A 26,393-nucleotide genomic window follows, 5' to 3' on the forward strand; every position below is an offset into this window, starting at 1 on the left:
CCGTTAAATAGTAGTTACAATTGCAACTACGACCAAAACGTATTAAGATAAGACTAAGGAAGCAATTCCTAAGTTAATTAACTATTGTATAACCTTTGGAAGAAATTCCTTAGATATAAAAACACAACAAGAAATGGAGAGAATAAAAACATGTCAATTATTACAGACGTATATGCACGCGAAGTCCTTGACTCACGTGGTAACCCAACAATCGAAGTAGAAGTATACACAGAAAGCGGTGCTTTTGGTCGCGGAATGGTACCTTCAGGAGCTTCAACTGGTGAATACGAAGCCGTTGAATTACGTGATGGCGATAAAGACCGTTACTTAGGTAAAGGTGTTTCTAAAGCGGTTGACAATGTAAACAACATTATCGCTGAAGCGTTAATTGGTTACGATGTTAGAGATCAAATGGACATCGATAAAGCAATGATCGAATTAGATGGTACTCCAAACAAAGGTAAATTAGGAGCTAACGCTATTTTAGGTGTGTCTATTGCTGCTGCTCGCGCTGCTGCAGATTTCTTAGAAATGCCTTTATACCACTACTTAGGTGGATTCAATACTAAAGTATTACCAACTCCAATGATGAACATCATCAATGGTGGATCACATGCTGACAACAGCATCGACTTCCAAGAATTTATGATTATGCCAGTTGGCGCGCCAACTTTCAAAGAAGCTCTACGTATGGGTGCTGAAGTATTCCACGCCTTAGCTGCAATCTTAAAATCTAAAGGTCTTTCAACAGCTGTTGGTGACGAAGGTGGATTTGCACCTAACTTAGGTTCAAACGAAGAAGGTTTTGAAGTTATCGTTGAAGCGATTGAAAAAGCTGGTTACAAACCTGGCGAAGACATCGTTCTTGCAATGGATGCTGCTGCTTCAGAATTCTACGACAAAGAAAAAGGTGTTTACGTTCTTGCTGATTCAGGCGAAGGCGAAAAAACAACTGAAGAAATGATTCAAGTTTACGCTGACTTAGTTGCTAAATACCCATTAATCTCAATCGAAGATGGCCTAGACGAAAATGACTGGGATGGCTTCAAAAAAATGACTGAAATCATGGGCGATAAAGTCCAATTAGTTGGTGACGATTTATTCGTTACAAACACTGAAAAATTAGCTGAAGGAATTGAAAAAGGCATTGCTAACTCAATTCTAATCAAAGTTAACCAAATCGGTACTTTAACTGAAACATTTGAAGCAATCGAAATGGCTAAACAAGCTGGTTATACAGCAGTTATCTCTCACCGTTCTGGTGAAACTGAAGATGCGACTATCGCTGACATTTCAGTTGCAACAAACGCTGGCCAAATCAAAACTGGTTCTTTATCACGTACTGACCGTGTTGCTAAATACAACCAATTACTACGTATCGAAGACCAATTAGGTGATTCAGCTCAATACAAAGGTTTACAAGCTTTCTACAACTTAAAAAAATAATCATTCTTTAAGTGAGAATTAAGTAAATTTAAAAGATCTCTGTTCTGATATTTGTCAGAACGGAGATCTTTTTTTGTTTAACAATTTTGAGGAAAGAATAAAAGGTCTTAATAACGCACATAGTGCTGTTTAAGTAGCCAAGAAGTCTTCATGGACTAATTATCCGATTAGTGGTTCTGGAAGCTAGTTAGACTGATTTAAGGAGTTAAAAGGACCTAAGAAGCAATGACTGTTCCTTAAATGAGTCTATATTTGATTAGCTGTCTGATTTTCAGGCAAAAAATCTTTATATTCAGCCTTAATCCGACAATAAGCCATCTTGTAATAAACTTTGTTTTGCTTCTAAGTTGAGTAAGTTTTGGCGGTATTCTTTAGCATACATAATTGAAAAAAGTGAATCCAAAATAAACTCAAAAGCTGTTTGGGAGGCAAAGGTACCAATTTTAGCAAAGTCGTATTCTTCTTGAACAGTCAGCAATAGTTTGTCAGCTAAAGGAACTAAAGGGGAGTTAGGATTGCCAGAAAGAAGAATCCTAGGAATCTCTTCTTGTTGAAAGTAACTCATAATCCGCTCGTATTGTGGCACGATTCCGCTATAAGATAAAAAAATCCCACAATCTTGTGGTGTTAAGTTAACAGCATGCCAATAAGTATCTGAATACTCATCAGCTAAAATAAAGAACTTATTAATTTTAACTAGTTTATTTTGAAAGCTTCGTGCTCTAATTTGGGAATCGCCTTTTGCAAAGATAAACACCCGATTAGCTTGAGTGAGTTGTTCAGCAATCTCAGCTAAGTTTTGTTCCTCTAATTGGGCGAGGGTTTTGGTAATAGTCTCAATGCTCAAATCAGCCATTTTTTTAGCGATGGCTAAAGGGGAGTCTTGGTCATCGAAAGGAAAATTAGCATCAACTAAGCTGACAGTATGTAATTGGCTATGAACGGCACTAGAAATGGCGACTTTAAACTCACGAAAGCCTGTAAAACCCATTTTTTTAGCTAAGCGAATAATCGCCGAGTGAGACGTATAAGTTAACTTAGCTAGGTCTTCGATAAAAATGCCAGGAATATCTGCGCTATGCTGTAAAATATAATCAGCAATTCGTTTTTCCGTCTGAGTAAAATAAGTTTGGTTTTTTAATTCTTCTAAAATTAATACGATAACTAACACCTCCGTAAGTCTTAGTTTACTAGATTAACGGCTATAATACTATGGTTCTGAACATAGTGTTCAAAAGAACCGGTGATAGTTCTTATAAAAAGAAAATTATGACCTGAATTGTTAAATAAATCCTAATCAAGAGGGCAGTAAGTTATACTAAAAGCATCAACTAACTAATGGAGGTCCTCACATGTTAACAATCGCTTATATTGCAAATGGTAAAAGTACTAATCGTTACCATCTACCATTTTCGCTTAAACTAGCAAATAAAATTAAAGTCAAAACAATTTATTCACGCACAGATAATCATCAATGGCCGCTGATTGCTGGCGTCACTTACACGACGAATCTCGATGATATTTTTAATGATTCTGAGATTCAGCTAGTCGTCGTAGCCACACCTAGCCATTTACACTATTATTATGGCAAAATGATTTTAGAAAAAGGAAAAAATGCTTTAATTGAAAAGCCCTTCACTGAAACTTCAGCTCAGGCTAAAGAGTTATTTGCCTTAGCTAAGTCTAAACATTTGTTAGTCCAGTGTTATCAAAATCGCCGTTACGACTCAGATTTTCTAACTGTGCAAAAAGTCATTGAAAGTGGTGTTTTAGGGGATATTTTAGAAGTTGAAATGCACTATGATTATTTTCGCCCAGAAGTTCCTGAAAGTGTCACCAGTTACTCCCAAGTGGACAGCTATTTATATGGCCATGGCTGTCATACGATAGATCAAGTGTTGTCTTATTTTGGGGAACCAGATGACATTCGTTACGATGTTCGTCAATTATTAGGAAAAGGGCGGATGAATGACTACTTTGATTTAGACTTTTATTACGGTACAATGAAAGTATCAGTCAAATCAAGTTACTTCCGTTTGAAAGAGCGCCCAAGTTTCGTTGTCTATGGGAAAAAAGGCTCATTCGTTAAAGTAACTAAAGACCGACAAGAAGAACACTTGAAGATGTTCTATTTGCCTGACCAAAGTGACTTCGGTATAGATTTACCAGAACATTATGGCGTGTTGACGTACATGGATCAAGCTGGCAATTACCATGAAGAAAAAGTCGTTTCGGAAGTTGGCGATTACAGTCGGGTTTACGAAGGCTTGTATGACACGCTAATTAATGGGGCAGAAAAAAGTGTTAAAGATGAGGAAACCATTCGTCAGTTAGAAATTTTAGAAGCAGGCAGTCAGTTTAATTACCCAGAGGAGGAAGATTAAGTATGAAACTAGGAATTTTAGGTGCAGGGATGATTGTTGGAACTTTTTTAGAAATGGTCGGAGAAATTCCCGAGATTCAATTAAAAGCCATTTTAGGAACGGAACGGAGTTATGACAAATTAGTGAGCATTCAAAAAGAGTATCACATTGAGGCGCATTTTACTGATTTTGATAAACTCTTACATGAAGCAGACATCGATACCGTCTATGTGGCGCTGCCAAATCACTTACATTATGAATACGCTAAGAAAGCCTTGGAAGCGAATAAACATGTCATTTGTGAAAAACCATTTACTTTAAAACTCGCTGAATTCATGGAATTAAAAACCTTGGCACTGTCAAAAAATTTAGTCTTAGTTGAAGCAATTACGAATCAATATTTTGCCAATTACCAAGAAATTAAAGATAACTTACAAGCTTTAGGGGAGTTAAAAATCATTGAATGTAACTATTCACAGTATTCTTCACGCTACGATAGTTTTAAAGCGGGCAATGTTTTACCAGCCTTCAATCCTAAAATGGGTGGTGGTGCCCTAATGGATATTAACATTTACAACATCCATTTTGTAGTTGGTTTATTAGGAAAACCTCAAAGTGTTCAATACTTAGCCAATATGGAACGCGGCATTGATACTTCTGGCATGCTTTTAATGGACTATGATACGACTAAAGTTGTTTGTATTGGGGCAAAAGACTCAAGTTCGGCTGTTCGTTCAACGATCCAAGGAAATCAAGGGTCAATGACTGTGACTGGGCCGACTAGTTTATTAACAGAAGTTGAATTATCACTTAATGAAGGGTCTAAAAAACCGTTAAATGGTAGTAATCAACATCGCATGTATCCTGAGTTTAAAGAATTCAGCCGGATGATTGAGACCAATGATATGGCTGCCGTTACTGACCAGTTAAATCATAGTCAGTTAGTCATGGAAGTTGTAGAAGAAGCCTTAGCCTCTGCCGCAATTGTCTTAGGATAACATTACTAAGCAGTAAGAATAAGTTTAACTGAGAAACGATACAGAAATCAAATTGGTTCCTGCGTCGTTTTTTTGTCTAAGGAAAAGTCAAAAGTGAGGGAGAAAGAGTAGGGAATTATGCTATAATAATGAAGGATTGTTTCCTTTAGAGAAGTATAAAAGAGCATGAGGAGCGTTATAGAATGAGTATTGTAATACTGGCTGAGAAACCAAGCCAAGCCTTGGCTTATGCAAATGCCTTCCAAAATTCTACTAAAAAAGATGGCTACTTTATAATTAAAGATGAGTTGTTTCCGGAAGAAACTTTTATTACTTTCGGCTTCGGTCACTTAGTCGAACTTGCAACCCCTGGTCATTATCAAGAAAAGTGGGGAAAATGGAAATTAGAGAATTTGCCAATCTTCCCAGCTAATTATGAATTTGTCGTTCCGAAAGATAAACAGAAGCAATTTAAAATTGTTGGGGACTTACTAAAAAAAGCCCAAACGATTATTGTGGCGACCGATAGTGATCGAGAAGGTGAGAACATCGCCTGGTCAATCATTGTTAAAGCTGGTGCTTATAATGAGAAGAAAAATTACAAACGGCTCTGGATTAATAGTCTAGAGAAGGAGTCAATCAGAGAAGGGTTTGCTAATTTAAAAGAAGGCTTAGATTATTTGCCATATTACCAAGAAGCCAAAGCGCGCCAAATTAGTGATTGGTTAATTGGCATGAACGGTAGCCCCCTCTATAGCTTAGCTTTACAGAAGAAAGGGTTACAAGGCGTTTTCTCCCTAGGACGTGTCCAAACACCGACCCTCTATTTGATTTATAAACGCCAGTTAGAAATTGAAAACTTTCAAAAGAAGATTTATTACGAAATTGAAAGTGATATTAAAGCTGGGGAAGGGGTTTTCAAAGGGAGTTTAAGTCCAACTAAAAAATTTGCTGATAGTGAAGAAGTGTTGGCGTTTTTAGCTAAGGAGCAAGTCGAACTAGGGGTTCAACCTGGCGTAATTGCTAATGTTGAGCAAAAAAATAAAAAGACTAACAGTCCGATGTTATATTCTCTAAGTAGTTTACAAAGTCGGGTGAATCAACTTTACAAAGCCAGTGCCAGTGACACGTTAAAAGCAGTTCAAAGTCTTTATGAAGCCAAGCTTTTAACGTATCCCCGTACAGATACACCTTACATTACTAAAAATGAATTTGACTACTTAAAAGAAAAGTTGCCTCGTTATTTCGGGTTTTTAGGAATAGAATCTCAAGCAACCCAGTTAACTCCTCGTAAACGTTACGTAGACGATAAAAAAGTTCAAGAACATCACGCAATTATTTTAACTAAACAAGTCCCAACGGCGGAGCGCTTTAAAAAGCTACCAACCTTACAACAAAAAATCTATTTATTAATTGCTAAAACGACTGTTGCGATGTTTTTACCAGATTATGAGTATCAAGAAACAGTGATTGAGACGAAAGTTGCTGAATTGTTATTTAAAAGTAAAGGTCAAGTCCCAACAAATCAAGGCTGGAAAGTCTTATTTGCAAGTGACAACCAAAAAGAACAAACAAGTCTATTACCAAAAGTGACAGTAGCTGAAAATGTCTTAGTTAATATTCGACCAGTAGAAAAAGAAACGAAGCCGCCTAAAGCATACACTGAGGGGACGTTAATTACAGCAATGAAAACTGCCGGTCGGACAGTTGATGATGAGAAAGCCCAAGAGATGTTAAAGGCTATCGAAGGGATTGGCACGGAAGCGACACGGGCATCAATCATCGAGACAATTAAAAATCGTGAATACATTAAGTCTGTTAAAAATAGTTTGTTAGTGACAGATAAAGGGAAGGTCTTATGTTTAGCGATTGAAGGTGAGCCTTTGTTAGCTAGTGCAGAAATGACGGCTAAATGGGAAACGTATTTAAAGAAAATTGGCCGTAAAGAAGGGGACCCACAAATCTTTTTAGCCAATATTCAAAAATTTATTAGTCATTTGATTGAAGCTGTGCCGAATCAAATTGCTCAAATTGATTTTTCGAATTACGAAGTGAAAGAGGAGTTTAAGTCTAAGTACCCAACTAAGCGAGTAGTTATTGGAAAATGTCCTCAATGTGAAGGTAACCTAGTCTCAAAAGGGGTCTTTTATGGTTGTGATACGTATCCTAAGTGTAAATACACAGTCACTGGGACTTTCAAAAATAAGAAGTTAACTAAAAAAAATCTGACAGAACTAATTGCCGGCAACACAACAGTATTAAAAAACCTTAAAAAAGCGGATGAGACAACTTACGATGTGACAGTTAAACTGAACGATCGTGGTTATTTAGATCTTGTTAATTAAACTTAAAAAACGACTACTTAGGAAAGTGTTTCCTAGTAGTCGTTTTTATCTTTGATATTAAGAGAGTAAGTAAAGCGTATCTAGACTAGCTAGCCATCTTAAACCGAAAGTTAATGTATCTTGAAAGTCGCCAATCATCTGAAACCTAGGTTTGTTAGGTTGTTTGTTTAAAAGGGGGGAAGAAGCAATTGTCTCCATAATTTCTGCTTCCTCAAGGGAATCAGAAGAAATCAGAAAGATTTCAGGCACAATTACCGCATTATAAATAGCAATGATTTCAAGTAAGTTAGCTTTAAGTTCAAGTCCATGATTCGGGACAGGCCGATCGATGAGACTAGGTAAGTATTTAGCTTCACCAGCTAGGCCGTTGAACCCTTCAAAAATCTGTCCATTAGCAGCAATCGTAATACCAGGCATGCTTTTTTCAGGATAAAAAATCCCAACGATCGGTCCTGTGGCCTTGATTTGGTGTTTGATCAAACTGCCCATCGTTAATAAGTGGGCATCATTTTGAATTGACAACGGGATGTCAGTGACTTTTTTTAATTCAGCAGCGATATTCCAGCCATTGAACAAATCGGCATAACTTGATTGGACAAGGTCATTAGCGACTTTACCTGGCAGAGCTAATGCTATTTTAGCAATGGTCAAAGGTTGCTCTAAAGTTAGTTGAATAATTTCTAATAATCTACTTAAGGTAACTTCAGAGTAGTCAAAGGTTTTAGCGTAAGCTTCTTCCCCAGCTAAATTGACAATTTTGGCAAGGATGATTAATTTTTGAGGTGTTAGTGTCAGATCAGCTTGAATGCTTAGGAGTAAATAATAACTTTGGTTATAATTAAAATGGTAATTAAGAGCCGGACGACCAAGGGATTGTTGAACAGGCAAGCCTTCAGTGACAATCCCTTCTTCTAAAAGTTCTTTAATCAAAGCATTGATTGTGACTACACTCATTTTAGTCGCCGTTGCCATTTCAGCTTTTAAGGCTGAACCTTGCTTGAAGAGAAGTTGGCTTAGAGTAGCTAAATTTCCCTGGCGGATTAAGTTTTGTTTACTTTCCAAACTATTCACGTCCTTAATTAAGGTAATTAATAAATGATGAATCAAATATAAAACATAATGAGGTGAAAGTAAAGAACAGAGTTTGAATTAGAAACCGTTTATTCGTTAATGCGATTAATAAAGTACCTTAACTATTGTTTTTTATGCAAAACTACCTTATGATAGAGAAGAAGAAACTAATGAAATGAGGGGAATTTTATGACGATAAAAGCGATTGTTTTAGATATTGATGGCACATTATTAAATAGCCAAAAAGAGATTAGTAAAAAAACGAAAGACGTGTTAATAGCTGTCCAAGCTAAAGGCTTTAAGTTGATCTTAGCGTCTGGCAGACCAACACCAGGGATGAAAAAATGTGTGGAAGAATTAGAAATGGCTAAATATGGTGGTTTAATCGTCTCTTATAATGGGGCCAGTGTGATTGATTGTCAAAGTAATGAGCTTTTGTTTAATAAAGCCCTGAGCATTACGGAAAGTCAGGAAATCTTGGAACATATGAAAAATTTTGATGTTAAACCAATGATTGATAAAGATGACTACATGTATGTTAATGATGTTTTTGATAACCTTATCTCATTACCAAATCAAGAGATAAATATTATCGAGTACGAAGCCCGAGGTGGGGGCTATCAGTTGTGTGAAGTTGCTGATTTAGCTAAGTTCGTTGATTTTAAATTAAATAAAATTTTAATCGCAGGGGAGCCAGCTTATTTATTAGCTAATGTCCCAGAGATGAAAGGGCCATTTACAAGTAAAGTGAGTTCAATGTTTACGGCAGATTGTTATTATGAATTTACGGCTTTAGGAATTGATAAAGCGAAAGCCCTTGATGAGGTCCTACCAGCCTTTGGCATTAAAGGGGCGGAACTGATAGCTTTCGGTGACGGTCACAATGATCGTTCACTTCTAGAGTATGCAGGTCTTAGTGTTGCCATGGCCAATGCCGTTCCTGAGTTAAAAGCTTTAGCAGATGAAGTGACTTTGTCAAACGATCAAGACGGCATTGCCGTGATGTTAGAGAAATATCTATAAGTAAAGGTTATGACAACGAAAAAAACTGGCTAAGTCTTTAACTTCAGCCAGTTTTTTGTTGTTGTTGTTAAACTATAATAATAAATAAGTATGATCAAAGCGAATGTCTGCTTTGTAGTTGCCGATTTTTTTCGTGATTGCTACTTGAATCTCGGCTTTTACTTGTTCTTCAGTTAAATGGAATTTATTCGGAATAACTAAATCGAACAAAATCTTATCGCCAGTTCCATGATTAGCGGTACGGATGTCATGGGCTTTTAAGTCAGGACTGAGACTTTTAATAATGTCTTTGATTTCTTGATGAATAAACTGTTCCTTTTGATCATGCAAATTAACGGGATCAATGTGACACACTAAATCAATTCCCAATTGTTTACGAAAGGTGTATTCAATTTCATCGGTGGCCTCATGAGCCCGATTTAGATCCCAACGGTCATCAATTTCAATATGGACGGAAGCGAATATTTTATTAGGTCCGTACTGATGGATCAGTAAATCATGGTAGCCGACAATTTCAGTCACGGAAGATAAGTATGTTGTCATCATATCAATTTGTTCTTGATTAGGCCGCAGCCCCATTAATTCGTCAACAAATTCACGAATGAGTTGAATGCCTGAGTAAATGATGTAACAAGCGATTAATAAACCGATATAGCCATCGATTTTCAGTCCTGTCAGACCTTCTACAGTTGCTGAGACTAAGACAGCTAAGGTTGTGAAAACGTCGTTAAAACTATCTTTAGCTGCTGCTACCAGGGTATTCGAAGTAATCTTCTTGGCGACTTTTTGATAAAAGAGACCTTGCCAAATTTTAAACAAAATCGATAAGACTAAAACAATTAAAATAATTGGGGTGACACTGATACTTTTAGGCTCACGAATCCGCTCAATCGAAGTCGTTAGAAATTGAAAGCCGACAAAAGTAATTAAGAGGGAAACCATCATACCGCTAATATATTCAAAACGTTCATGACCATAAGGGTGTTCTTTATCTGCTGGTTTGCCAGAGATGTAAAAACCGACTAAAGTTAAGACAGAGGAAACGGTGTCTGATAAGTTATTCATCGCATCAGCCATAATCGAAACACTGCCGGAGATTAAGCCGATTAAAAGTTTACTAATAAATAATAATAGATTGGAAAATAAGCCGACTTTTCCTGCAAATGCACCAAAAGCCATTCGTAAATCAGTTTTTTTTCGTAACTGTCGTTGCTCAAACTGATTAATTAAAAGATTTATCATAAGTCATCACTACCTATACTTAATTTTTGCTATACAGACTACTATAAGAGAAATTCTCCTAGATGTATACTATTATCCATTACTTTAAGAGACATCTTAGAGTTTATCACTCCCAAATCCCAAACACGGGCTAGGCTTGTTTATTTTTTAGGGAAGCTTAACATTATAAAAGACCGACTAAAAAACTATTGCTAATTAAAAAGCCTTGCCGTATACTAATTTAGAACTATTAAATAAAAGAATGACAGAGAGCATTCATTTAAAAGGGGAAAATAGAATATGAAAAATTTACAATCATTTAAAGCAACCAAAATGACAAAAAATCAACGGTTAACCTTGCTATCATCAGCCTTTGGTATGGGATTAGAGAATATGGATATTATGTTTATCGCCTATTCTTTAACATCGATTATCCATGAGTTAGGCTTATCAGGAGCTCAAGCCGGTTTGATTTCATCAGTCACGAATATTGGGATGCTGTTAGGTGGTCTTTTTTTTGGTCGTTTAGCCGACAAGTACGGCAGAATTAGAATTTTTACTTACACCATTTTTATTTTCGCTTTAGCTACAGCCGCCATGTATTTCGCTTCAAATATTTATTGGATTTATTTTTTTAGATTATTAGCAGGTATTGGTGCAGGCGGGGAGTACGGCATTGGCATTGCTTTAGTAGCAGAAGCCTTTCCGCCACAAAAAGTCGGTAAAATGTCTTCCGTCATTGCTATCTCTGGTCAAATTGGGGCAATTGCCGCCGCCGTGTTGTCAGCCTTACTATTGCCACTTTTCGGTTGGCGCGGGCTTTTTCTCTTCGGTCTATTACCAGTCATTTTAGCCTTCATTGTCCGGGACAAATTAGAGGAGAGTCCGACTTGGCAAGCGAATCGAGCTGAACCAAGTCAGACGACGATCAAAGCCGAACTGTTTGGTAGTCCTCAGCTAATTAAACGAACTATGACGTTAATGCTCATGGCAGTAGTGCAAATTGCTGGCTACTTCGGCCTGATGAATTGGCTGCCTTCAATTATGCAAACTGAGTTAGGCTTTTCCGTCGCTGGTTCTTCTTATTGGATGATTGCCACAATTACCGGGATGAGCTTAGGGATGTTAGTTTTTGGGCGCTTTTTTGATAAGTATGGGCCGCGATTGTCCTTTGCTGTCTTTCTAATTGCCTCAGCCATTTCTGTTTTTATCTTTCCCTTAGCCCAATCACCCGTGGCATTATTACTACTAGGAATGATTGTCGGTTTCTTTTCAAATGGGATGTTCGGTGGATACGGGGCGATTGTTAGTTTGTTGTACCCAACTCATGTACGTTCTTTAGCGAATAATTTAGTCATCAATGGTGGTCGAGCGATTGGTGGTTTTTCATCAGTTTTAATTGGTTTTTTATTAGATAAATACAATTTAAGTGTGGTTATGACTTGTTTATCAGTCATGTATCTCCTCAGTTTTGGATTAATGATGAGCTTAACAGAGTTAAAACAAGCTAAATTTAAACAAGTTGTGAATGAAGGGTAGGAGAATGTAAAATGGGATTATTTGATGGGTTATTAGGGAATGCTAGTCAACATTCCAATGAAGAGGTTGAAAAAGAATTAATTAATATCTTAATTCCGAATGAAGCGGTAACGATGTCTTTCAAATTAGTCCGGGATTTAATTGTCTTTACTGACAAACGGTTAATTATTGTTGATAAGCAAGGTCTAACAGGCAAAAAAGTCGAGTATAGATCAATACCTTATCGTTCAATTTCAAAGTTTAGTGTGGAGACAATTGGTCATTTTGATTTAGATGCAGAACTGAAAATTTGGATTTCTAGTGAAGTTGTTCCTAGCGAGTCTTTGCAATTCCGGGACGATAAAAACATTATCGCCATCCAACAAGCTTTAGGAATGGCGGTTTTATAATTAAATGAGAAAACAGTTCCTAAGAGTTACGAAGTCTTAGGAACTGTTTTTTTTTTTGCGATTCTAGTTAAGATTAAGCTATAGTGGCTAGCTTAGTTCTAATCTTTCTTAGTAGGATGAATAAAAGTTTAGGAATTTTGGCGGGCGGCCATGGCTTCGGCCCAATTTCGAGGCAAAGGTTGCTGACTTGGATCAGCTAAGATGAGCTGCCGTTTTTCAATAACTAGCTGCCATTTAGACTGGCGTTTATCGTCGTCTTTGAGCGTCTCTAGCGCCTTTAAGAGCTCAGCGCCTTCAGCGAACTCGACGCCTCGCCAAGGGTTTGCTACAGCTAGTTGGCAGAGCTGGTCAAAATAAGCGATTAATTCATCTTCCGTAGCTTTTGTAGGTTTCGTAAGACTGATTTTTTCAATCCGACCATTAATTTTTAGATACATTTAAAACACGTCCTTTATTTTTTTACAAAAAAACAGCCCACATATGAAGTGAGCTGAAAGGACCCACTATGGCATTACGACTGGAGCACGTTACTTGTTAAGCACGTTGCTGTGAGGTTATTGTGTCGTATCACTACCTCAACTCTTCATAGAATGACTGTTTAATTGTACGTTAACTATAACATTTCTCTTGATTAAACACAATAAATTGTAAAAAAGCTATATTTTCCCTTTCTTTAAGATAATAATAGTATAAAAGATATATTTTGTTATAATAAGGTGGTTAGACAAAAAAGTTTTTATAATAAATAATCAAAATAATAGTTAAGACAATCAATAGGAGGAATTGGGATGAAAAAGTGGCAATTATTATTAGTAAGTCTAGGGACTTTATTTAGTCTAGGGACTTCTGTGGAGGCGGAAGAAGCAAGTTCGAATGCTACGGTAGCAACGACTTATAGTGAGGCAATTATTAGTAACAGTGAAGCAGAAAGTGAGTCAGAAAATAAAACAGAGACAGAAGAACCTCTAGAAACGACTGAAAGCCTTAGGGAAGAGTCTACTAACAGTCCTCTTGAAAGTACTGAAGAAAGTAGTTTAAATTCAGAGTCTGAGGCGTTAACAAGTTTTTCAACAAAAATTATCAGTGAAAAACAGTATGTCACAATTCGTTATCCGGACTCAAAATTATTCCAAGAAGTTAATGGTGATGTTTTAGGAACAACAAAAGAGCTAGTGGGGTTAACTTTTTTAACAAAAGAATTAGTCGAAAATGAAACTGGCGAAGAATATTACGGCATCTATAATAAACAAGACTTGTTCCTTGGCTATATTAAAGGGACTGATGTTTTTGTCAGCAATAGTCCTGGGGGACAAGGTGTGGCGTTTAATAAATACGCAACAGTTGTCGCTAAAGGTGTCACAGCTCAGCAAGATTTTTTAAATGAAAATGCACCTAAAGTACCAATTCTTAATAATCGCACTTATTTTGCAAAAGAACAGTTCAATCATGTTGATGGTGAAACTTATTTATCTTTATTTGATAAGTCGGAAAAGTTGCAAGGTTATGTGAATTTAAAAACAGTCAAAATAGCAGCTGGGCCTCAAGGAGCGTACCAAGAGTTCAATCAGTATGTCACAGTTTTAAATAAAAAAGACAGTCTATTAAATGATTTTGATGGTGGGGCGAAACAATCAAGTAGTAATTTGTATGGCCAAACCTTTCTAGCTAAGGGAATGTACAGTCATTTCGATGGAACAACTTACTATTCCTTGTTCAATCACAAAAAACAGTGGCAAGGTTATCTTAATAGTAAAAGCGGAAAACTAGGAGCAGGACCACAAGGGATGTACCAAGGCTTGAATAAGTATGCTACCATTGTCGATCCTAAAGCACTGATTACGAAAGATTTTAATGGTTCAATCCAACAACCAACAAATAACGTATTAGGTAAAACCTATTTAGTTAAGCGTTTCTATAATCATTTTAATGGACAAGCTTTTTATTCGTTATACGATAGTCAGTCAAAATGGCAAGGGTATGTTAATAGTCGGAGTGTCAAAATGGCTAATGGGCCTCAAGGCAGTTATCAAGGCCTGAATAAGTATGTGACGATAACTAGTAATAAAGAGACATTATGGGCAAATTTTAATGGGAAAAAACGTGGCGAAACAAGTAAGTTAGTTAATAAGACATTCTTGGCTAAAGGTGTTTACGGTCACTATAATGGCATCAAGTACTATTCTACTTATGACAGTAAAGGAAAGTGGTTAGGTTACTTAAATGCTAAAAGTGCGAAAGAAACTAACGGCCCTCAAGGGAGTTATCGCTCATTTAATAAACAAGTCGTTGTGACAAGTAAAAATTATAATTTATGGAGTAATTTTAACTGGAAGAAAAAACAAAGTAGTAGTAAATTATACAATCAAAGTTATTTAGCTAAAGGAATCTACAATCATTATAATGGTAGTAGTTATTATTCCGTATATGACAGCAAAAATAGATGGCAAGGTTACCTTAATACAAAAGCTACTAAGTTAACGACTTCTGATGCTCAAAAAATGAAAAAAGTCCAAGCTTTGTTAAACAAAAAATACAAATCAAGTAATTACGGCATTCATGTCCTGAGTTTGACTGATGGTTCGACTGCAAGTATTAATGGGAATCAAAGATTTACAGCTGCCAGTACTGGAAAGTTACCTGCCTTATACTACACGCAAAAAATGATTAATGCTAAAAAATTAAATCCCAATAAAAAATATCAATACAATGATCGTATTAACCAAATGACAAATTATTCTTACATGCGGGGCGGTGCAGGAATTTTACAAGGAAAGCCGATGGGGTCTTATTACTCATTAGATCAAATTATGAATTGGACAGCTAAGTATTCTGATAATCAAGGGGCTAATTTTTTAGGTTATTACGGTGCAAATAAATTTAGTCCTACTATGAGAAAAGACATTTCCGGCATTATCGGGCGGACTTGGACGTCGCCCTTCAGTATTACTGCCAAAGAAAATGCCTTATTGATGGCTGCTATTTATCAAGAAGGTGGCCAAGTAGTGGGTTATTTACAAAACACAGTCTATGACGATCAACGGATTCCAAAATATTTACCAGTTAAAGTAGCTCACAAAATAGGTGATGTCGGTAGTTACCGTCATGATGTTGCGATTGTCTATAATAAACAACCTTATGTTCTGTCGGTATTAACGCAAAATTATGTTAGTTATGAAACAATTTCCAAAATGTCAAAAAGTATCTACGATATTATGAAATAACTAGCTGACTATCTAAGAGGGAGTCATTAATCTCCCTCGATAGCACTAGCTATTTAAGCAATTAAAAAGTGTCGAAGGATCAAGCTTGAAGGCAGGGGGCTTAGCCTGCCTTTGAAAATCAAGTAGTATTATAGTAGGAATCCGTGTATAATTAATTTGATTTACGGATGATTATTAAAAGATAGTAAGGTGGATTTGATGAATAAGAAACAAAAAATAATAATTGTAGGATTGATGATGAGCATATTATTCTTATTTGCTTATTTATGGACTTATAAATTATCGTCAGTTGTTTATGAAGGGAATTATATACCTAATGATCTTGTGAATGAGCATACTTTACAAGGTGCAGGGTTATTGTGGTTAGTCTTTATTTTTGTCTACAGTCTGAGTAATAGCTTTTTAGTGTCCTTAATACTTGGAAATTTAGCTCTAGGTCTATTGTATTACGCGAACATTGTGAAGTTTGAACAACGGGGAGACGTGATTCATTTTTATGAATTTGGACAATTGGCAAATATTAAAGAATTAGCAGATATCGTTTCACTTAAAGCTGTTTTTATTTTATTAAGTATCGCATTGCCCGTCCTATTGTTAGTGTTAGTGTTATCAAGGAAGTTTAGTAAAAAGTATAAGTTATGTTTGCCGCCCGTCCTTCGGATTGCATCCATCCTCTTTATTCTGTTGTCATCATTAGTTATTTATTCAAGTTCTACTAAGGCGGCGCAAGTGTTATTTTCTTTGAACCCGCCAGAGGGACAAACGTTTAATATTCAAAAAGAAGTTAAAAAAGCAGGGGATGTGCCGTATTTTGTTCAAAACATATCAAAGAAATTTATGGCAAAACCAAATCAATACAGCGATAAAAAAATTAATGAGATTACTGAAAAGTACCAACTAATTGCTGAAGCAGGCAACAAGTCCCGGAATAAAGATATTCGTGATGAACGAACAATCATTTATTTAAGTGAAAGCCTCTGGGATTATGAAAGCATCCTTGAAAATGGACCAGCTGCTCCTTATATCAATGAGCTAAAAAATGCTTATGGCGGTAATATGTACTCGCAATTTATTGGCGGAGGAACGGCGAATCTTGAGTTTTCAGTTCTAACAAGTATGAGTTTAGAGCTTCATGAAGCGCCAACAGTAACGACACCCTATACTGAGTATTATGAAAAAAGCCCAACTAATTCATCTTTTTTAGGTATTTATCCAGAAACTGAACGAGCAGCCATTCATCCATTTACGTACGCCTTATATAATCGTCAAGGTGTCTATAAGCAAATGGGGATTAATCACATGCTTGATCAATCTGATATGCCAGATGCGCGTAGAATGCCAGTAACTGGTAGAATTAAAGATGAGTATTTAACGGAGTATTTAGTTAAAAAAATACCAGAATATGCGGTTATTAATACCTTATCAATGCAAAATCATTCGACTTATCCAGCTAACTTATTGCCAGATTCTTCCTTTGTTCCTGAAATTAAACCAGGGATTTTATCAGAAGAACCAACAGCTAGTGCTTTTGGCGATTATGTTGAGTATGGTGTGAGCTACTTCAAAGAATTGAGAGAGACTGACAGTGCAATCGAAGGCTTGATTACAAGTATGGAAAGTTCTGAGGATAAAATCAATCTTGTGTTATACGGTGATCATAGTCCGTCTTTCATGCGCGGGAATGAAGAAGCGGTTGGTGATGATGTTTATCGCACCCCTTACTTCATATATCGTAATCACGGAGAGGATCAACCTAAAACGAAGCAAGTGTCTCAGTTGTCGCCAATTTTTTTAATGCCTGAATTATTAAGCCGAGATAATTATAAAATGCCACCTTTTTATTACTTAATGACAGAGCTTTATCAGCAAGGTGTGACTCAAATTGGGGCTGATTATATTTATTTAAACGGCGAACAAAAGTTTGATAAAGATCTTAATAAAGAGATTCAAACGTTAGTAACTGATTACCGTCTGTTATCTTACGATCGCTTTTTTGATAAGAATCAAGCAACCGATGATTTTTATATGACAATTAAATAAACCAAAAAAGCTACTAACTAGTCATTGCAACCCTTAGTTAGTAGCTTTTTTTAATTCAATTATTTTTGAGAAAGGTGAAGGCGAGTCATTGCGAAACGGCCTAATGGTTGGGCAATGATTAATTCAAATAACAACACGAGGCCGAAATTTCTAGGCCAGTTTGCTAGAAAACGCTGGAAAATATGAGGCTTAAGTTGGAAACCATGACCGATAAAATCGCCGAGGACAGTCATAATCAAAGACATGCCGATGACTGTGAAAAAGACGGTAAATAGGATGTGGGCATTAAAACTATCTTCCTTGCCAGCAAATTTCTGGACTAGTTTTTCAACTAAGGGGTGAACAATAAACCGTTCAACAGCCATTGCAATGATAAAAAAGACTGGTAGAGCTTTTAAAATTGTTAAAAAAAGCTCGGTTCCAGGACCTGTGAAATTAAGTGAAATATTGAGGCTAGTCATCATAATGACGGTGACACTACAAATAATTACCCCATAAAGTAGGCCTTCTCCAGGGGGTTGTGGTAAACGTGAATCCTTGTGCATTGTAAATCTCCAATCTGTTTTTTATCAGAAAACAAAAAAAACGCAGGAACCATCTTAGTCAGATGGTTCCTACGTCAAAAGTAATGTTCACTGTTTGATTATTATAACAAAAATAAGTCGAATAGTCTAATTGGAAAACAAATATTAGTAAAACGTATATTTATTTCAAGGGCTCTTCGACAGGGATAGCTGCTTTACTGTGTTCTAACCAGTTCATTGTCATAATTTTTAAAATTGCCGCAACTGGCACTGCTAAGAACATGCCTAGTATTCCAAAGTAGGCGCCACCAATCGTAATTGAAACAATAATTAAAATGGGGTTCATATTTAAAGCCCCACCCATAATTCTAGGACCAATAATATTACCATCAATTTGTTGAAGAATTAATAAGACGATAATAGTCGTAATCGCTAAACTAAGACCGCCAGTAAAGAACGTAATGATTGCGGTTAAAACTGAAGCAAAGATTGATCCAAAGTAAGGAATCATATTACAAATTCCTAGTAGAATTCCTAGCGTTAAAGCGAATTTAACGCCTAGTAAACTGAGTAAGATTGTAGCAGAGACACCGATGATACAAGCATCAAGAAATTGACAACTAATAAATTTATAGAAAATTTTGTTAGTCGTTTTAAGCCAGTGTTTACTCGTAGTATACAGTTTTTCAGGCATGATTTTTTGAAAGAAACTAGCAATAAACGTTAAGAGGGAATCTTTAAATAGTAAGGCGTAAATTGAAATAACTAAAGATAAGAATGTGTTTAAGACAAATGAGGAAAGATTTTTAGTCAAAATCCCAAGAGATGAGATTGCTGAAGTCCACTGACTCAAAATCTTATCTGGGGAATAACTAGCCGTAAAGGTCGTAATTAATTCATCAAGATCCATCATTTTAACTGTGCCATTTTCTTCTAATTTCATTGCCAGTTCAATTAGGTAGTTATAGAAAGTCGGTAGTAGGGCGACTAAATCCATGATATTCGTTAAAATTAAGGGCACAACATAATTTAAAATCAGAAAGATAAAAGTTAGGCCAACTACATAAAGGAGTAAGACACTAAAACCACGACTTTTTTTTTGGATAAAAGGCAGGTTGATTTTATTTAATAAGTGTTCCAATTTTTCTTGAGCGCCATTTAATAAGTAGGCTAAAATAAAACCTAAAATAAAGGGCGACAAGACACTCAGCAAGTGTTTTAAACCGTTTAAAAATAATTGATAATTACTAATTGCTTTAAAGCCGATAATAACAACCATTAAAAAGATAAAGCGGATAATCCAATAGTTCCAATCGATAGTCACTCGTTTCAACACATTCACCTCACTCATATTATAGTCAAGAATGACTAAGAACCTAATTAAGTTCTAGCAATTTCTGACTGTCGTTCATAAGTTTAAACGATTTTATTTTAAATCACAAGTTTATTGAATAGTCAGTCAAATTAGGTATAATTAATTAACTAAGTTAATTGGAGGTTAGTCATGGAAAAAATCGCTTATAGTATTTATCTCTCAGCAGCCTTGGCTTTATTTATTTGGGTATCCCAAATCATTCAAGGCGGTGGCAGCTTAGCTGATTGGAGTTTAATTCTCTTACCACTATTACTACTATCAATACCACTAGTTAATGAATATCGTAAAGTAAAATAAAAAAGTGTTGCTCAGTTTATTTTTGAGCGACACTTTTTTGTTGATGCTTTTTGTTGATGCTTAATGAGAAGAAGGTTCGATGACTTCACCAGTTAGAAAGGCATTGAGGAGAGCCGTAGTCATTGGTAACATCCATTGAATGAAAGTCCCAAGCATTGTCACGACTAAAACAGTTCCTAAGCCAACTGGGCCACCGAGTAAGAAGCCTAGTACAACAGCAAACAATTCTAATAGATTACGAGTCATTCGTAAAGAGAGTGGCGTCTTATCGACGATGAGTAACATCAAACTATCTCTAGGACCAGCGCCTAAGTCTGGGGAAATATAAAAGGCAATGCCAAAACTTAAAATCGCAACACCTAGTAAGTAGACAAACAATTGAGCAGGAAATGATTTAACTTCTGGTAAGATGGAATTAAAAAAATCAATGAAAATACCACAAGAGAACATATTAACAAAGACGCCCAATTTTGGTCGCTCTTTCGTAATTAGCCAACTAACTGAAATGATGATAAAGCCGACAATCATCGACCAAATTCCCATAGTAAAGCCAATTTTATTCGTTAAAGCTAAATGTAAAACGTCCCATGAACCAAGCCCTAAAGTTTGGCCTTTCACCATGAGTGAGATGCCAAATGATAAAATAATTAAGCCAGTTACGAAAAACAACCAGCGTTTAGTCAGATTATTTAACACAGATACATTACCCCTTATCTTTAATTAGTATGATTTATTGTAGCATACTATTGTAAATAATTAAGGGTAAGCGGACTAATTAAATGAAATTTTCTGAAAGTGTCACAAAAGTTAAAACCAATTCGTTATATAGAGTAGAGAGGCAAGGAGGAAGCAAATGAAAAAATACAAACCAGCTAAAGCATTATTAACGGCATTATATGAAAAGTATGAGCAAAAAGTCTATCGTGTGGCCTATCGTATTTTAAATAATGTTCAGCAAGCAGAAGATGTCACTCAAGAAACGTTTATTCAGATCTATAAAAAAATTGAGCAAGTAAGTTCTTTAGATGAGGAGGAACAAAAACGTTATATTTTAAAAGTCGCTAAGAATAAAAGCATTGATAACTATCGGAAAAATCAAACTCAGATTCATTTCATTGAAGATTATCAGCAAGAGGTTGTCAGTGGGGTAGATAATGTTGCTAGTCATGTTAATGAGTTAATATCCGATGAACAATTACTGACATTATTAAAAATATTACCGATAGCCTACCAACAAGTTTTTATTTATCGTTTGTATTATGGTTTAAATACAAAGGAAGTTGCTAATATATTAGACATCAGTCCTGACAATGTCCGTAAACAATACGAGCGGGCAAAAAAGAAAATTATCCAAATGAATGGGGGAATAACAAGTGAAGCATTCGCAAATACAATTGGCTGAGTTAAAAAAAATTGCCGAAAAAATCGCTATGGCGGATTTTGAAAAAACGACTGAGGATCATCAATTTTCCTCAGATTATCAAGTAAAGAAAGCTGAGTTACTGGAGCAACTGACTCAAGAAAGTCCCAGTCCCAAGCGCTGGAAAAAACAGCTGGCAATTGCTGGGGCAGTCTTGTTAATTGCTATTCCAACGACAGTCTTTGCCGGTACAAAACTTTATGAAATTTTTGTTAAAAAGGAACAATATGAAGTCAATCTTTCAATTAAGGGCAGCAATAACCAAGGAAATAAAAAGCACTACTTCTTAGATCTAGGTTATTTACCTTCTGAGATGGTAGGTAATGAAGACAGTACTAAGTATTCCTACAAAGATAATTACGCCAAAGGTGGTCTTTCTTTTCGTCTTTGGAAAATTAATAAAGAGGCCGAATTTAGTAAATTAAACACTGGGGATTATCAAGAAGTTACTTATGGTGATAATCAAGGGATTATCACTAAGTCAGTAGATAACGGTCGTGAATTAGCTTTTGATCGCCAGGTTTACGTAATGTTTGAAAAAGAAGGTTACTTACTTCAAGCTTATGTGGGCAATGATGTCTCCGAGACCGAATTAACTAAAATAATGGCGAATATCAAATTAACTGAGACGACTAAAGCTAAGGCAACGTTCTTCTTAGATTATGATCAATACGAAAAAGAGTTTGCGGAAGAACCGCAAAATACTAATAATAAAGTTCTTGGTATTAAGGAAGATAGTTCTAACTTAGTCAAAGTCGGTCAATCAGTTAGCCCCTTACGTGGGAGTTTCACTTACCAAGTTGATAAAGTCGAAGTCTTAGATTCTCTGGCAAGTCTGGATCAAAGTAATTTAAGTGATTTTGCCTTAGAACGAATGGTAGAAGATCAGATGATGACTGCTGAAGGGGAGTTATTAGCCTACACGCAAAAAACTTATTCTATCGGTGATGGTAAAACAACGATTGATCAAGAAATAGCTAGCAACGTTGTTAAACCAAAATTTGTCTATTTGACGACTACTTTGACTAATATCACTGACCAACCAATTGAGGATTTGTATTATCAACATCCAATCCAACTGTTAGTTAAGAAAAGTCAAGAATGGACGTATGAGGAAAGGGAAACTTATGAGGAACCAAGTGCTCTTTCGACAGAAGTGGATTATTTAGATAGCCACGGTGAAGGAGATAGCTATTACCAATTACCGACCATTCAACCTAATGAGAAACGAACCATCCATGTAGGTTATTTTGTTGATGAAGATCAACTAGATAAAATGTTTTTAAATGTTTTTTATTATGGCGGCAGCAGTCAAGTCGAAAATAACGACGGGAGTTTTAGCGAAGTCGAAGACTTAGGGGCGAGTGATCGTTGGTGGATTGATATTAGACAATAAACAGAAAGGAGGCAATGACAATATAGTCATTGCCTCCTTTCTTAGGTTGCTGAAGCTCGATTAAATAAAATAGCTAAGCAGCAAAAATAACAAACTATTAAGAACACAAAAGATGTTATCTCAACTTGTTTTGTGATATTATGAGAACATTCTAAGAAAACAAGGAGTGAGATAATGATCAAATTAATTGGTATAGTTATTATTTTATTAGGGTTTATTTTAAAGTTAGACACAATAGCAGTTGTTATTATAGCCGGCTTATCTACCGCATTAGTTTCAGGGATTTCAATTGTCGAGTTTTTAGAGTTACTAGGTAGTGCCTTTGTGAATAATCGTTTAGTTACAATTTTTTTCCTAACGCTACCGATGATTGGTTTATCCGAGCGTTTTGGCTTACGCCAACGGGCGGTTTATTTAATTGAAAAAATTAAAGGGTTAACACCAGGTCGTTTTTTAACCTTATACACGTTAATTCGCGAACTCTCAGGGACATTGTCAATTAGGGTTCAAGGACAAACTCAGTTTATTCGTCCCTTAGTTCAACCAATGGCAGATGCTGCAGCAACGACAGAACATGGTGAACTAGAAACAAAAGATCGGGAAAAAATTAAAGCCATGGCAGCAGCTTCAGATAATTTCGGTAACTTTTTTGCTCAAAACACCTTTATCGCTTCAGCAGGCACGTTACTAATTGTCGGAACGATGGATTCTCTTGGCTACCCAATGACTGGCGTAGATATTGCCTTAAGATCCATTCCAATCGCTTTAATTACTTTAGTGCTAGTTGGTTTATGGCACCAAACCTTTGATAACTACTTAAAGCGCAAGTACGGTAAAAATAATTCACTGGAGGAACGTTAGATGGAAGCTTTTATTAAATACTTTTTAGAATTCTTTTATGCCATCATCGGTATTTTGTTGGCAACAACCGGCTTTCGAGTCTTACGTTTGAAAAATCATCCAGCTCGTTTTGGAACAAGTTTATTTTGGTTAGTCTTAGGAGTCTTATTTGCCCTAGGAAATATCTTGCCTGATTTAGTTAACGGCGTGTTAGTTGTTTTACTAGGTATGTTAACTGGTACGAAACAAGTCAAGATTGGTGAGTTGATTCCTTTAGAAGAAGCAGAGTCCCAAGCTGCCTCAGAAAGAATTGGCAATAGAATCTTTATTCCGTGTATTTCTTTAGCAGTCATTGCCGTATTGATTACTCAGTTTACGCCTCTTGGTGGTCAAGTTGGCATTGGTTTAGGTTCTCTTGGTTCATTGATCATCGTCATCTTATTAGCGAAACCATCACGGCAAACAGTGTTAGCTGATAGCGATCGCATGATTCAACAAGTTGGTCCGACGGGGATTTTACCTCAATTACTAGCTGCTTTAGGAGTTATCTTCATGAAAGCTGGTGTCGGTGAGGTTATCTCATCTGGCATTTCAACAGTTATTCCCGAAGGAAACAAATTTTTAGGTGTCACAGCCTATGTTTTAGGCATGGTTATTTTTACGATGGTCATGGGAAATGCGTTTGCTGCTTTTACAGTAATTACGGCAGGGATTGGGATTCCTTTCGTTGTCATGCAAGGTGGCGATCCAATGGTGGCCGCAACTTTGGCGATGACAGCTGGTTTTTGTGGCACATTGTTAACACCGATGGCCGCTAACTTTAATACACTGCCAGTAGCCTTGTTAGAAATTAAAGACAAAAATGCCGTGATTAAAGCTCAAGCACCTGTTGCTTTATTGTTAATTGTGATTCATATTAGTTTGATGTATGTTTGGGCATTTTAAAAAAGATAAAAGGAGCGACAACTATGAAAATTTTAGTGACAGGTTTTGATCCCTTTGGTGGGGAAACGATTAATCCAGCTTGGGAGGCAGTAAAATTATTACCAGAAGTGATTGCCGGAGCCGAGATTATTAAGTTAGAAATTCCAACGGTCTTTAAAGAATCAGCGAAAGTTGTTAAAGCAGCGATTGAAGCGGAGAAACCAGGGGTAGTTTTAAATGTTGGGCAAGCTGGTGGCCGTTTTGGTTTAACGCCAGAGCGAGTAGCAATTAACATCGATGATGCGCGGATTCCTGATAATATCGGGCAACAACCGATTGATGAACTGATTCAAAAGACTGGGGCCCCAGCTTACTTTAGCCAGTTACCCGTCAAAGGAATGGTTGAAGGCATGAAAGCGGCTGGTTTACCTGCTAGTGTGTCTAACAGTGCCGGGACTTTTGTTTGTAATCATATTATGTACCAAGTTCAATATTTAATTGCTACTGACTATCCAGAGATTAAAGGGGGCTTTATGCACGTTCCTTTTATTCATGAGCAAGTCGTTTCTAAACCGAATCAACCGTCAATGAGTATTGCTGATATCTCGAAAGGTCTGGCTGCTGCTTTAGAAAAAGTCGTAGAATTACATGACTTAGGGGATATGAAAATTATTGGTGGGGCAGAACATTAAGTAAGAGAATCAAAGCTAGACTAGAAAGAGAAGTCTTTAGCTAATAGTTAGTGAAGAAGTTAGTAGATTATTTTTGAAGAAATTTCAGAAAAATGTTGTGAAAATCCTAGTAATTATAAAAAAATTGTGATAAGATTAGTTAGATGTCAATATGTATAGAACAGGGAGGTTTCAACACGTGTATAATTTTTTATTGGGAGTCATGATTGTTATATCAATCTTAATCATAATTGCAGTAATGATGCAACCTAGTAAACAAAACAGTGCGGCTAGTGCGTTTTCGGGTGGTGCAGATCAATTATTCGGTAAACAAAAAGCGCGTGGGTTTGAAGCTGTTATGCAAAAGATAACTGCCGTATTAGGCGTATCGTGGGTAGTTGTAGCTTTATTATTAGCCTACTTATCATCTAAGTAATGAGCAAAAGCCTCCTGTTTTGAACAGGAGGCTTTTTTAGGTACAATAGAGTTAGTAAATAAATTAGAGTCGGAGTGAATGAGCATGGAAGCTAAAGTAGTGTTACCAAAGACAACGTATTTTAAAGGTGGTCAACGTGGGGTGATTTTAATGCACGCCTACACTGGGAGCCCCAATGATGTTCGTCAATTAGGACGCTATCTAAATAAAGCTGGTTATAGTGTGTTATTACCAATGTTTAGCGGTCACGGAACAGAACGACCGGAAGATATCTTACAAGCAGGACCAAAATTATGGCAAGAAAACTTACGCCAAAGCATTGAGTTTATGCAAAAAGAAGGTCATCAAGAATTAGCAATCTTTGGTTTATCACTGGGCGGAATCTTTGCAATGAGCGCCATGGAAGATTACCCAGAAGTGATTATTGGTGGCGGACCACTTTGTTCGCCAATCATCGCAGAGTCAAAGACTAATATTATCCCATCTTTTTTATGGTATGCCAAAACGGCAATGAAAAAAGCGAGTGTGGCTGAGGCTGAAATCACTAGTCGATTGCCAATGATTGAAAAAGCTGTGCAAGCTCAAATTGCTGAAATAAAAAAATTTACAAGTGAGGTTTTCTATAAAATGGCTGAGGTAGAACAGCCCAGCTTATTAGTTCAGGCTGGCAAAGATTTGATGATCGACCCGCAATCTGTCTATTTAACAGAAGCCCAATTAAAAAAATCACCAGTAGAAGTTAAATGGTATCCAGAAAGTGGTCATGTGATTACTGTAGGACCTGAGAAGCTACAATTACAAGAAGATATATTGACATTTACGAATAAATTAAACTGGCAAGCACCTTTAGAAAATTAAACAGGTGAAGCTTGTCT

The 26,393-nt window shown here is 36.4% G+C and carries 24 protein-coding genes; 17 read left to right on the forward strand and 7 right to left on the reverse strand.

The features are described from left to right. Positions 1–150 precede the first annotated feature (150 nt). Positions 151–1,446, forward strand: coding sequence for a phosphopyruvate hydratase (gene eno, locus CBF35_RS08760; RefSeq protein ID WP_126780210.1), 1,296 nt, complete (start codon positions 151–153; stop codon positions 1,444–1,446). 298 nt (positions 1,447–1,744) lie between these two features. Here the strand turns inward: eno and CBF35_RS08765 are convergent, their stop codons facing one another. Further along, positions 1,745–2,608 (reverse strand): MurR/RpiR family transcriptional regulator, encoded by an 864-nt coding sequence (locus tag CBF35_RS08765; RefSeq protein WP_126780314.1) that lies wholly within the window; start codon positions 2,606–2,608, stop codon positions 1,745–1,747. A 190-nt stretch (positions 2,609–2,798) separates the two neighbouring features. On the opposite strand from CBF35_RS08765, the gene CBF35_RS08770 reads away from it, so the two are divergent. The 3 genes from CBF35_RS08770 (at position 2,799) to CBF35_RS08780 (ending at position 7,131) form a co-directional block, all read left to right on the forward strand. Further along, positions 2,799–3,830: a Gfo/Idh/MocA family oxidoreductase gene (locus tag CBF35_RS08770; protein ID WP_126780212.1), complete on the forward strand. Its 1,032-nt coding sequence runs from the start codon at positions 2,799–2,801 to the stop codon at positions 3,828–3,830. Between the two features lie 2 nt (positions 3,831–3,832). Then, a complete protein-coding gene (locus CBF35_RS08775; protein ID WP_126780214.1) occupies positions 3,833–4,807 on the forward strand; it encodes a Gfo/Idh/MocA family protein in 975 nt (324 codons plus the stop codon). Between the two features lie 182 nt (positions 4,808–4,989). Further along, positions 4,990–7,131 carry a DNA topoisomerase 3 gene (locus CBF35_RS08780; protein ID WP_126780216.1) on the forward strand — a complete coding sequence of 714 codons (2,142 nt, stop codon included), beginning with the start codon at positions 4,990–4,992 and terminating at the stop codon, positions 7,129–7,131. Between the two features lie 57 nt (positions 7,132–7,188). On the opposite strand, the gene CBF35_RS08785 is transcribed toward CBF35_RS08780, so the two are convergent. Beyond that, positions 7,189–8,193, reverse strand: a complete 1,005-nt coding sequence (locus CBF35_RS08785) for an ROK family protein (RefSeq protein ID WP_126780218.1) — start codon at positions 8,191–8,193, stop codon at positions 7,189–7,191. Between the two features lie 198 nt (positions 8,194–8,391). Between CBF35_RS08785 and CBF35_RS08790 the strand changes: the two genes are divergently transcribed. Then, on the forward strand, positions 8,392–9,225 hold the full coding sequence (locus CBF35_RS08790; RefSeq protein ID WP_126780220.1) for a Cof-type HAD-IIB family hydrolase: 834 nt from the start codon (positions 8,392–8,394) through the stop codon (positions 9,223–9,225). A gap of 72 nt (positions 9,226–9,297) precedes the next feature. Here the strand turns inward: CBF35_RS08790 and CBF35_RS08795 are convergent, their stop codons facing one another. Beyond that, complete coding sequence (locus tag CBF35_RS08795; RefSeq protein ID WP_126780222.1) at positions 9,298–10,467, reverse strand: cation diffusion facilitator family transporter; 1,170 nt, start codon at positions 10,465–10,467, stop codon at positions 9,298–9,300. A gap of 279 nt (positions 10,468–10,746) precedes the next feature. Here CBF35_RS08795 and CBF35_RS08800 point away from each other — a divergent pair, with 279 nt between their 5' ends. Together CBF35_RS08800 and CBF35_RS08805 are read left to right on the forward strand one after the other, a co-directional pair. Then, complete coding sequence (locus CBF35_RS08800) at positions 10,747–11,985, forward strand: MFS transporter (protein WP_244922582.1); 1,239 nt, start codon at positions 10,747–10,749, stop codon at positions 11,983–11,985. A gap of 11 nt (positions 11,986–11,996) precedes the next feature. Beyond that, the gene (locus CBF35_RS08805; RefSeq protein ID WP_126780224.1) at positions 11,997–12,374 is read left to right on the forward strand and encodes a PH domain-containing protein; all 378 of its coding nucleotides are present in this window, start codon (positions 11,997–11,999) and stop codon (positions 12,372–12,374) included. 128 nt (positions 12,375–12,502) lie between these two features. On the opposite strand, the gene CBF35_RS08810 is transcribed toward CBF35_RS08805, so the two are convergent. Further along, positions 12,503–12,811: a hypothetical protein gene (locus tag CBF35_RS08810; RefSeq protein ID WP_126780226.1), complete on the reverse strand. Its 309-nt coding sequence runs from the start codon at positions 12,809–12,811 to the stop codon at positions 12,503–12,505. 351 nt (positions 12,812–13,162) lie between these two features. Between CBF35_RS08810 and CBF35_RS08815 the strand changes: the two genes are divergently transcribed. Both CBF35_RS08815 and CBF35_RS08820 read left to right on the forward strand, forming a co-directional pair. Beyond that, the gene (locus CBF35_RS08815) at positions 13,163–15,595 is read left to right on the forward strand and encodes a serine hydrolase (RefSeq protein ID WP_126780228.1); all 2,433 of its coding nucleotides are present in this window, start codon (positions 13,163–13,165) and stop codon (positions 15,593–15,595) included. A gap of 198 nt (positions 15,596–15,793) precedes the next feature. Next, positions 15,794–17,635, forward strand: a complete 1,842-nt coding sequence (locus CBF35_RS08820; RefSeq protein WP_126780230.1) for an LTA synthase family protein — start codon at positions 15,794–15,796, stop codon at positions 17,633–17,635. Between the two features lie 59 nt (positions 17,636–17,694). On the opposite strand, the gene CBF35_RS08825 is transcribed toward CBF35_RS08820, so the two are convergent. Both CBF35_RS08825 and CBF35_RS08830 read right to left on the reverse strand, forming a co-directional pair. Continuing rightward, entirely contained in the window at positions 17,695–18,180 is a 486-nt protein-coding gene (locus tag CBF35_RS08825; RefSeq protein ID WP_126780231.1) for a DUF2798 domain-containing protein, read from the reverse strand. A gap of 160 nt (positions 18,181–18,340) precedes the next feature. Further along, on the reverse strand, positions 18,341–19,483 hold the full coding sequence (locus tag CBF35_RS08830) for an AI-2E family transporter (RefSeq protein ID WP_342352316.1): 1,143 nt from the start codon (positions 19,481–19,483) through the stop codon (positions 18,341–18,343). A gap of 180 nt (positions 19,484–19,663) precedes the next feature. On the opposite strand from CBF35_RS08830, the gene CBF35_RS14890 reads away from it, so the two are divergent. After that, entirely contained in the window at positions 19,664–19,831 is a 168-nt protein-coding gene (locus CBF35_RS14890; RefSeq protein ID WP_170174759.1) for a hypothetical protein, read from the forward strand. Between the two features lie 60 nt (positions 19,832–19,891). Here CBF35_RS14890 and CBF35_RS08835 read toward each other — a convergent pair whose 3' ends face one another. After that, positions 19,892–20,527: a YczE/YyaS/YitT family protein gene (locus CBF35_RS08835; RefSeq protein ID WP_126780233.1), complete on the reverse strand. Its 636-nt coding sequence runs from the start codon at positions 20,525–20,527 to the stop codon at positions 19,892–19,894. Between the two features lie 157 nt (positions 20,528–20,684). Here CBF35_RS08835 and CBF35_RS08840 point away from each other — a divergent pair, with 157 nt between their 5' ends. From CBF35_RS08840 to CBF35_RS08870, 7 genes are all read left to right on the forward strand, one after another. Further along, positions 20,685–21,233, forward strand: a complete 549-nt coding sequence (locus CBF35_RS08840) for a sigma-70 family RNA polymerase sigma factor (RefSeq protein ID WP_126780234.1) — start codon at positions 20,685–20,687, stop codon at positions 21,231–21,233. Continuing rightward, a complete protein-coding gene (locus CBF35_RS08845) occupies positions 21,205–22,647 on the forward strand; it encodes an anti-sigma factor (protein ID WP_126780235.1) in 1,443 nt (480 codons plus the stop codon). Before CBF35_RS08840 ends, CBF35_RS08845 begins: the two co-directional genes overlap by 29 nt. A gap of 174 nt (positions 22,648–22,821) precedes the next feature. Then, positions 22,822–23,508, forward strand: coding sequence for a DUF969 domain-containing protein (locus CBF35_RS08850; protein WP_126780236.1), 687 nt, complete (start codon positions 22,822–22,824; stop codon positions 23,506–23,508). Beyond that, a complete protein-coding gene (locus tag CBF35_RS08855; RefSeq protein WP_126780237.1) occupies positions 23,509–24,432 on the forward strand; it encodes a DUF979 domain-containing protein in 924 nt (307 codons plus the stop codon). A gap of 23 nt (positions 24,433–24,455) precedes the next feature. Continuing rightward, complete coding sequence (gene pcp, locus CBF35_RS08860; protein ID WP_126780238.1) at positions 24,456–25,103, forward strand: pyroglutamyl-peptidase I; 648 nt, start codon at positions 24,456–24,458, stop codon at positions 25,101–25,103. 178 nt (positions 25,104–25,281) lie between these two features. Next, a complete protein-coding gene (gene secG, locus CBF35_RS08865; RefSeq protein ID WP_126780239.1) occupies positions 25,282–25,518 on the forward strand; it encodes a preprotein translocase subunit SecG in 237 nt (78 codons plus the stop codon). Positions 25,519–25,602: 84 nt separating this feature from the next. Further along, a complete protein-coding gene (locus tag CBF35_RS08870) occupies positions 25,603–26,376 on the forward strand; it encodes an alpha/beta hydrolase (protein WP_170174760.1) in 774 nt (257 codons plus the stop codon). Positions 26,377–26,393: the final 17 nt, after the last annotated feature.

The sequence above is a fragment of the Vagococcus salmoninarum genome (assembly GCF_003987495.1).
GTDB lineage: Bacteria > Bacillota > Bacilli > Lactobacillales > Vagococcaceae > Vagococcus_D > Vagococcus_D salmoninarum.

What these genes read in the sequence shown, in the direction of transcription:
- CBF35_RS08815 (WP_126780228.1), top strand. Translation starts at nt 13,163, where the DNA reads ATGAAAAAGTGGCAATTATTATTAGTAAGTCTAGGGACTTTATTTAGT.
- CBF35_RS08795 (WP_126780222.1), bottom strand. Translation starts at nt 10,467, where the DNA reads ATGATAAATCTTTTAATTAATCAGTTTGAGCAACGACAGTTACGAAAA.
- CBF35_RS08840 (WP_126780234.1), top strand. Translation starts at nt 20,685, where the DNA reads ATGAAAAAATACAAACCAGCTAAAGCATTATTAACGGCATTATATGAA.
- CBF35_RS08790 (WP_126780220.1), top strand. Translation starts at nt 8,392, where the DNA reads ATGACGATAAAAGCGATTGTTTTAGATATTGATGGCACATTATTAAAT.
- CBF35_RS08855 (WP_126780237.1), top strand. Translation starts at nt 23,509, where the DNA reads ATGGAAGCTTTTATTAAATACTTTTTAGAATTCTTTTATGCCATCATC.
- pcp (WP_126780238.1), top strand. Translation starts at nt 24,456, where the DNA reads ATGAAAATTTTAGTGACAGGTTTTGATCCCTTTGGTGGGGAAACGATT.
- CBF35_RS08805 (WP_126780224.1), top strand. Translation starts at nt 11,997, where the DNA reads ATGGGATTATTTGATGGGTTATTAGGGAATGCTAGTCAACATTCCAAT.
- CBF35_RS08800 (WP_244922582.1), top strand. Translation starts at nt 10,747, where the DNA reads ATGAAAAATTTACAATCATTTAAAGCAACCAAAATGACAAAAAATCAA.
- CBF35_RS08770 (WP_126780212.1), top strand. Translation starts at nt 2,799, where the DNA reads ATGTTAACAATCGCTTATATTGCAAATGGTAAAAGTACTAATCGTTAC.
- CBF35_RS08780 (WP_126780216.1), top strand. Translation starts at nt 4,990, where the DNA reads ATGAGTATTGTAATACTGGCTGAGAAACCAAGCCAAGCCTTGGCTTAT.
- CBF35_RS08850 (WP_126780236.1), top strand. Translation starts at nt 22,822, where the DNA reads ATGATCAAATTAATTGGTATAGTTATTATTTTATTAGGGTTTATTTTA.
- eno (WP_126780210.1), top strand. Translation starts at nt 151, where the DNA reads ATGTCAATTATTACAGACGTATATGCACGCGAAGTCCTTGACTCACGT.
- CBF35_RS14890 (WP_170174759.1), top strand. Translation starts at nt 19,664, where the DNA reads ATGGAAAAAATCGCTTATAGTATTTATCTCTCAGCAGCCTTGGCTTTA.
- CBF35_RS08775 (WP_126780214.1), top strand. Translation starts at nt 3,833, where the DNA reads ATGAAACTAGGAATTTTAGGTGCAGGGATGATTGTTGGAACTTTTTTA.
- CBF35_RS08810 (WP_126780226.1), bottom strand. Translation starts at nt 12,811, where the DNA reads ATGTATCTAAAAATTAATGGTCGGATTGAAAAAATCAGTCTTACGAAA.
- CBF35_RS08820 (WP_126780230.1), top strand. Translation starts at nt 15,794, where the DNA reads ATGAATAAGAAACAAAAAATAATAATTGTAGGATTGATGATGAGCATA.
- CBF35_RS08825 (WP_126780231.1), bottom strand. Translation starts at nt 18,180, where the DNA reads ATGCACAAGGATTCACGTTTACCACAACCCCCTGGAGAAGGCCTACTT.
- CBF35_RS08870 (WP_170174760.1), top strand. Translation starts at nt 25,603, where the DNA reads ATGGAAGCTAAAGTAGTGTTACCAAAGACAACGTATTTTAAAGGTGGT.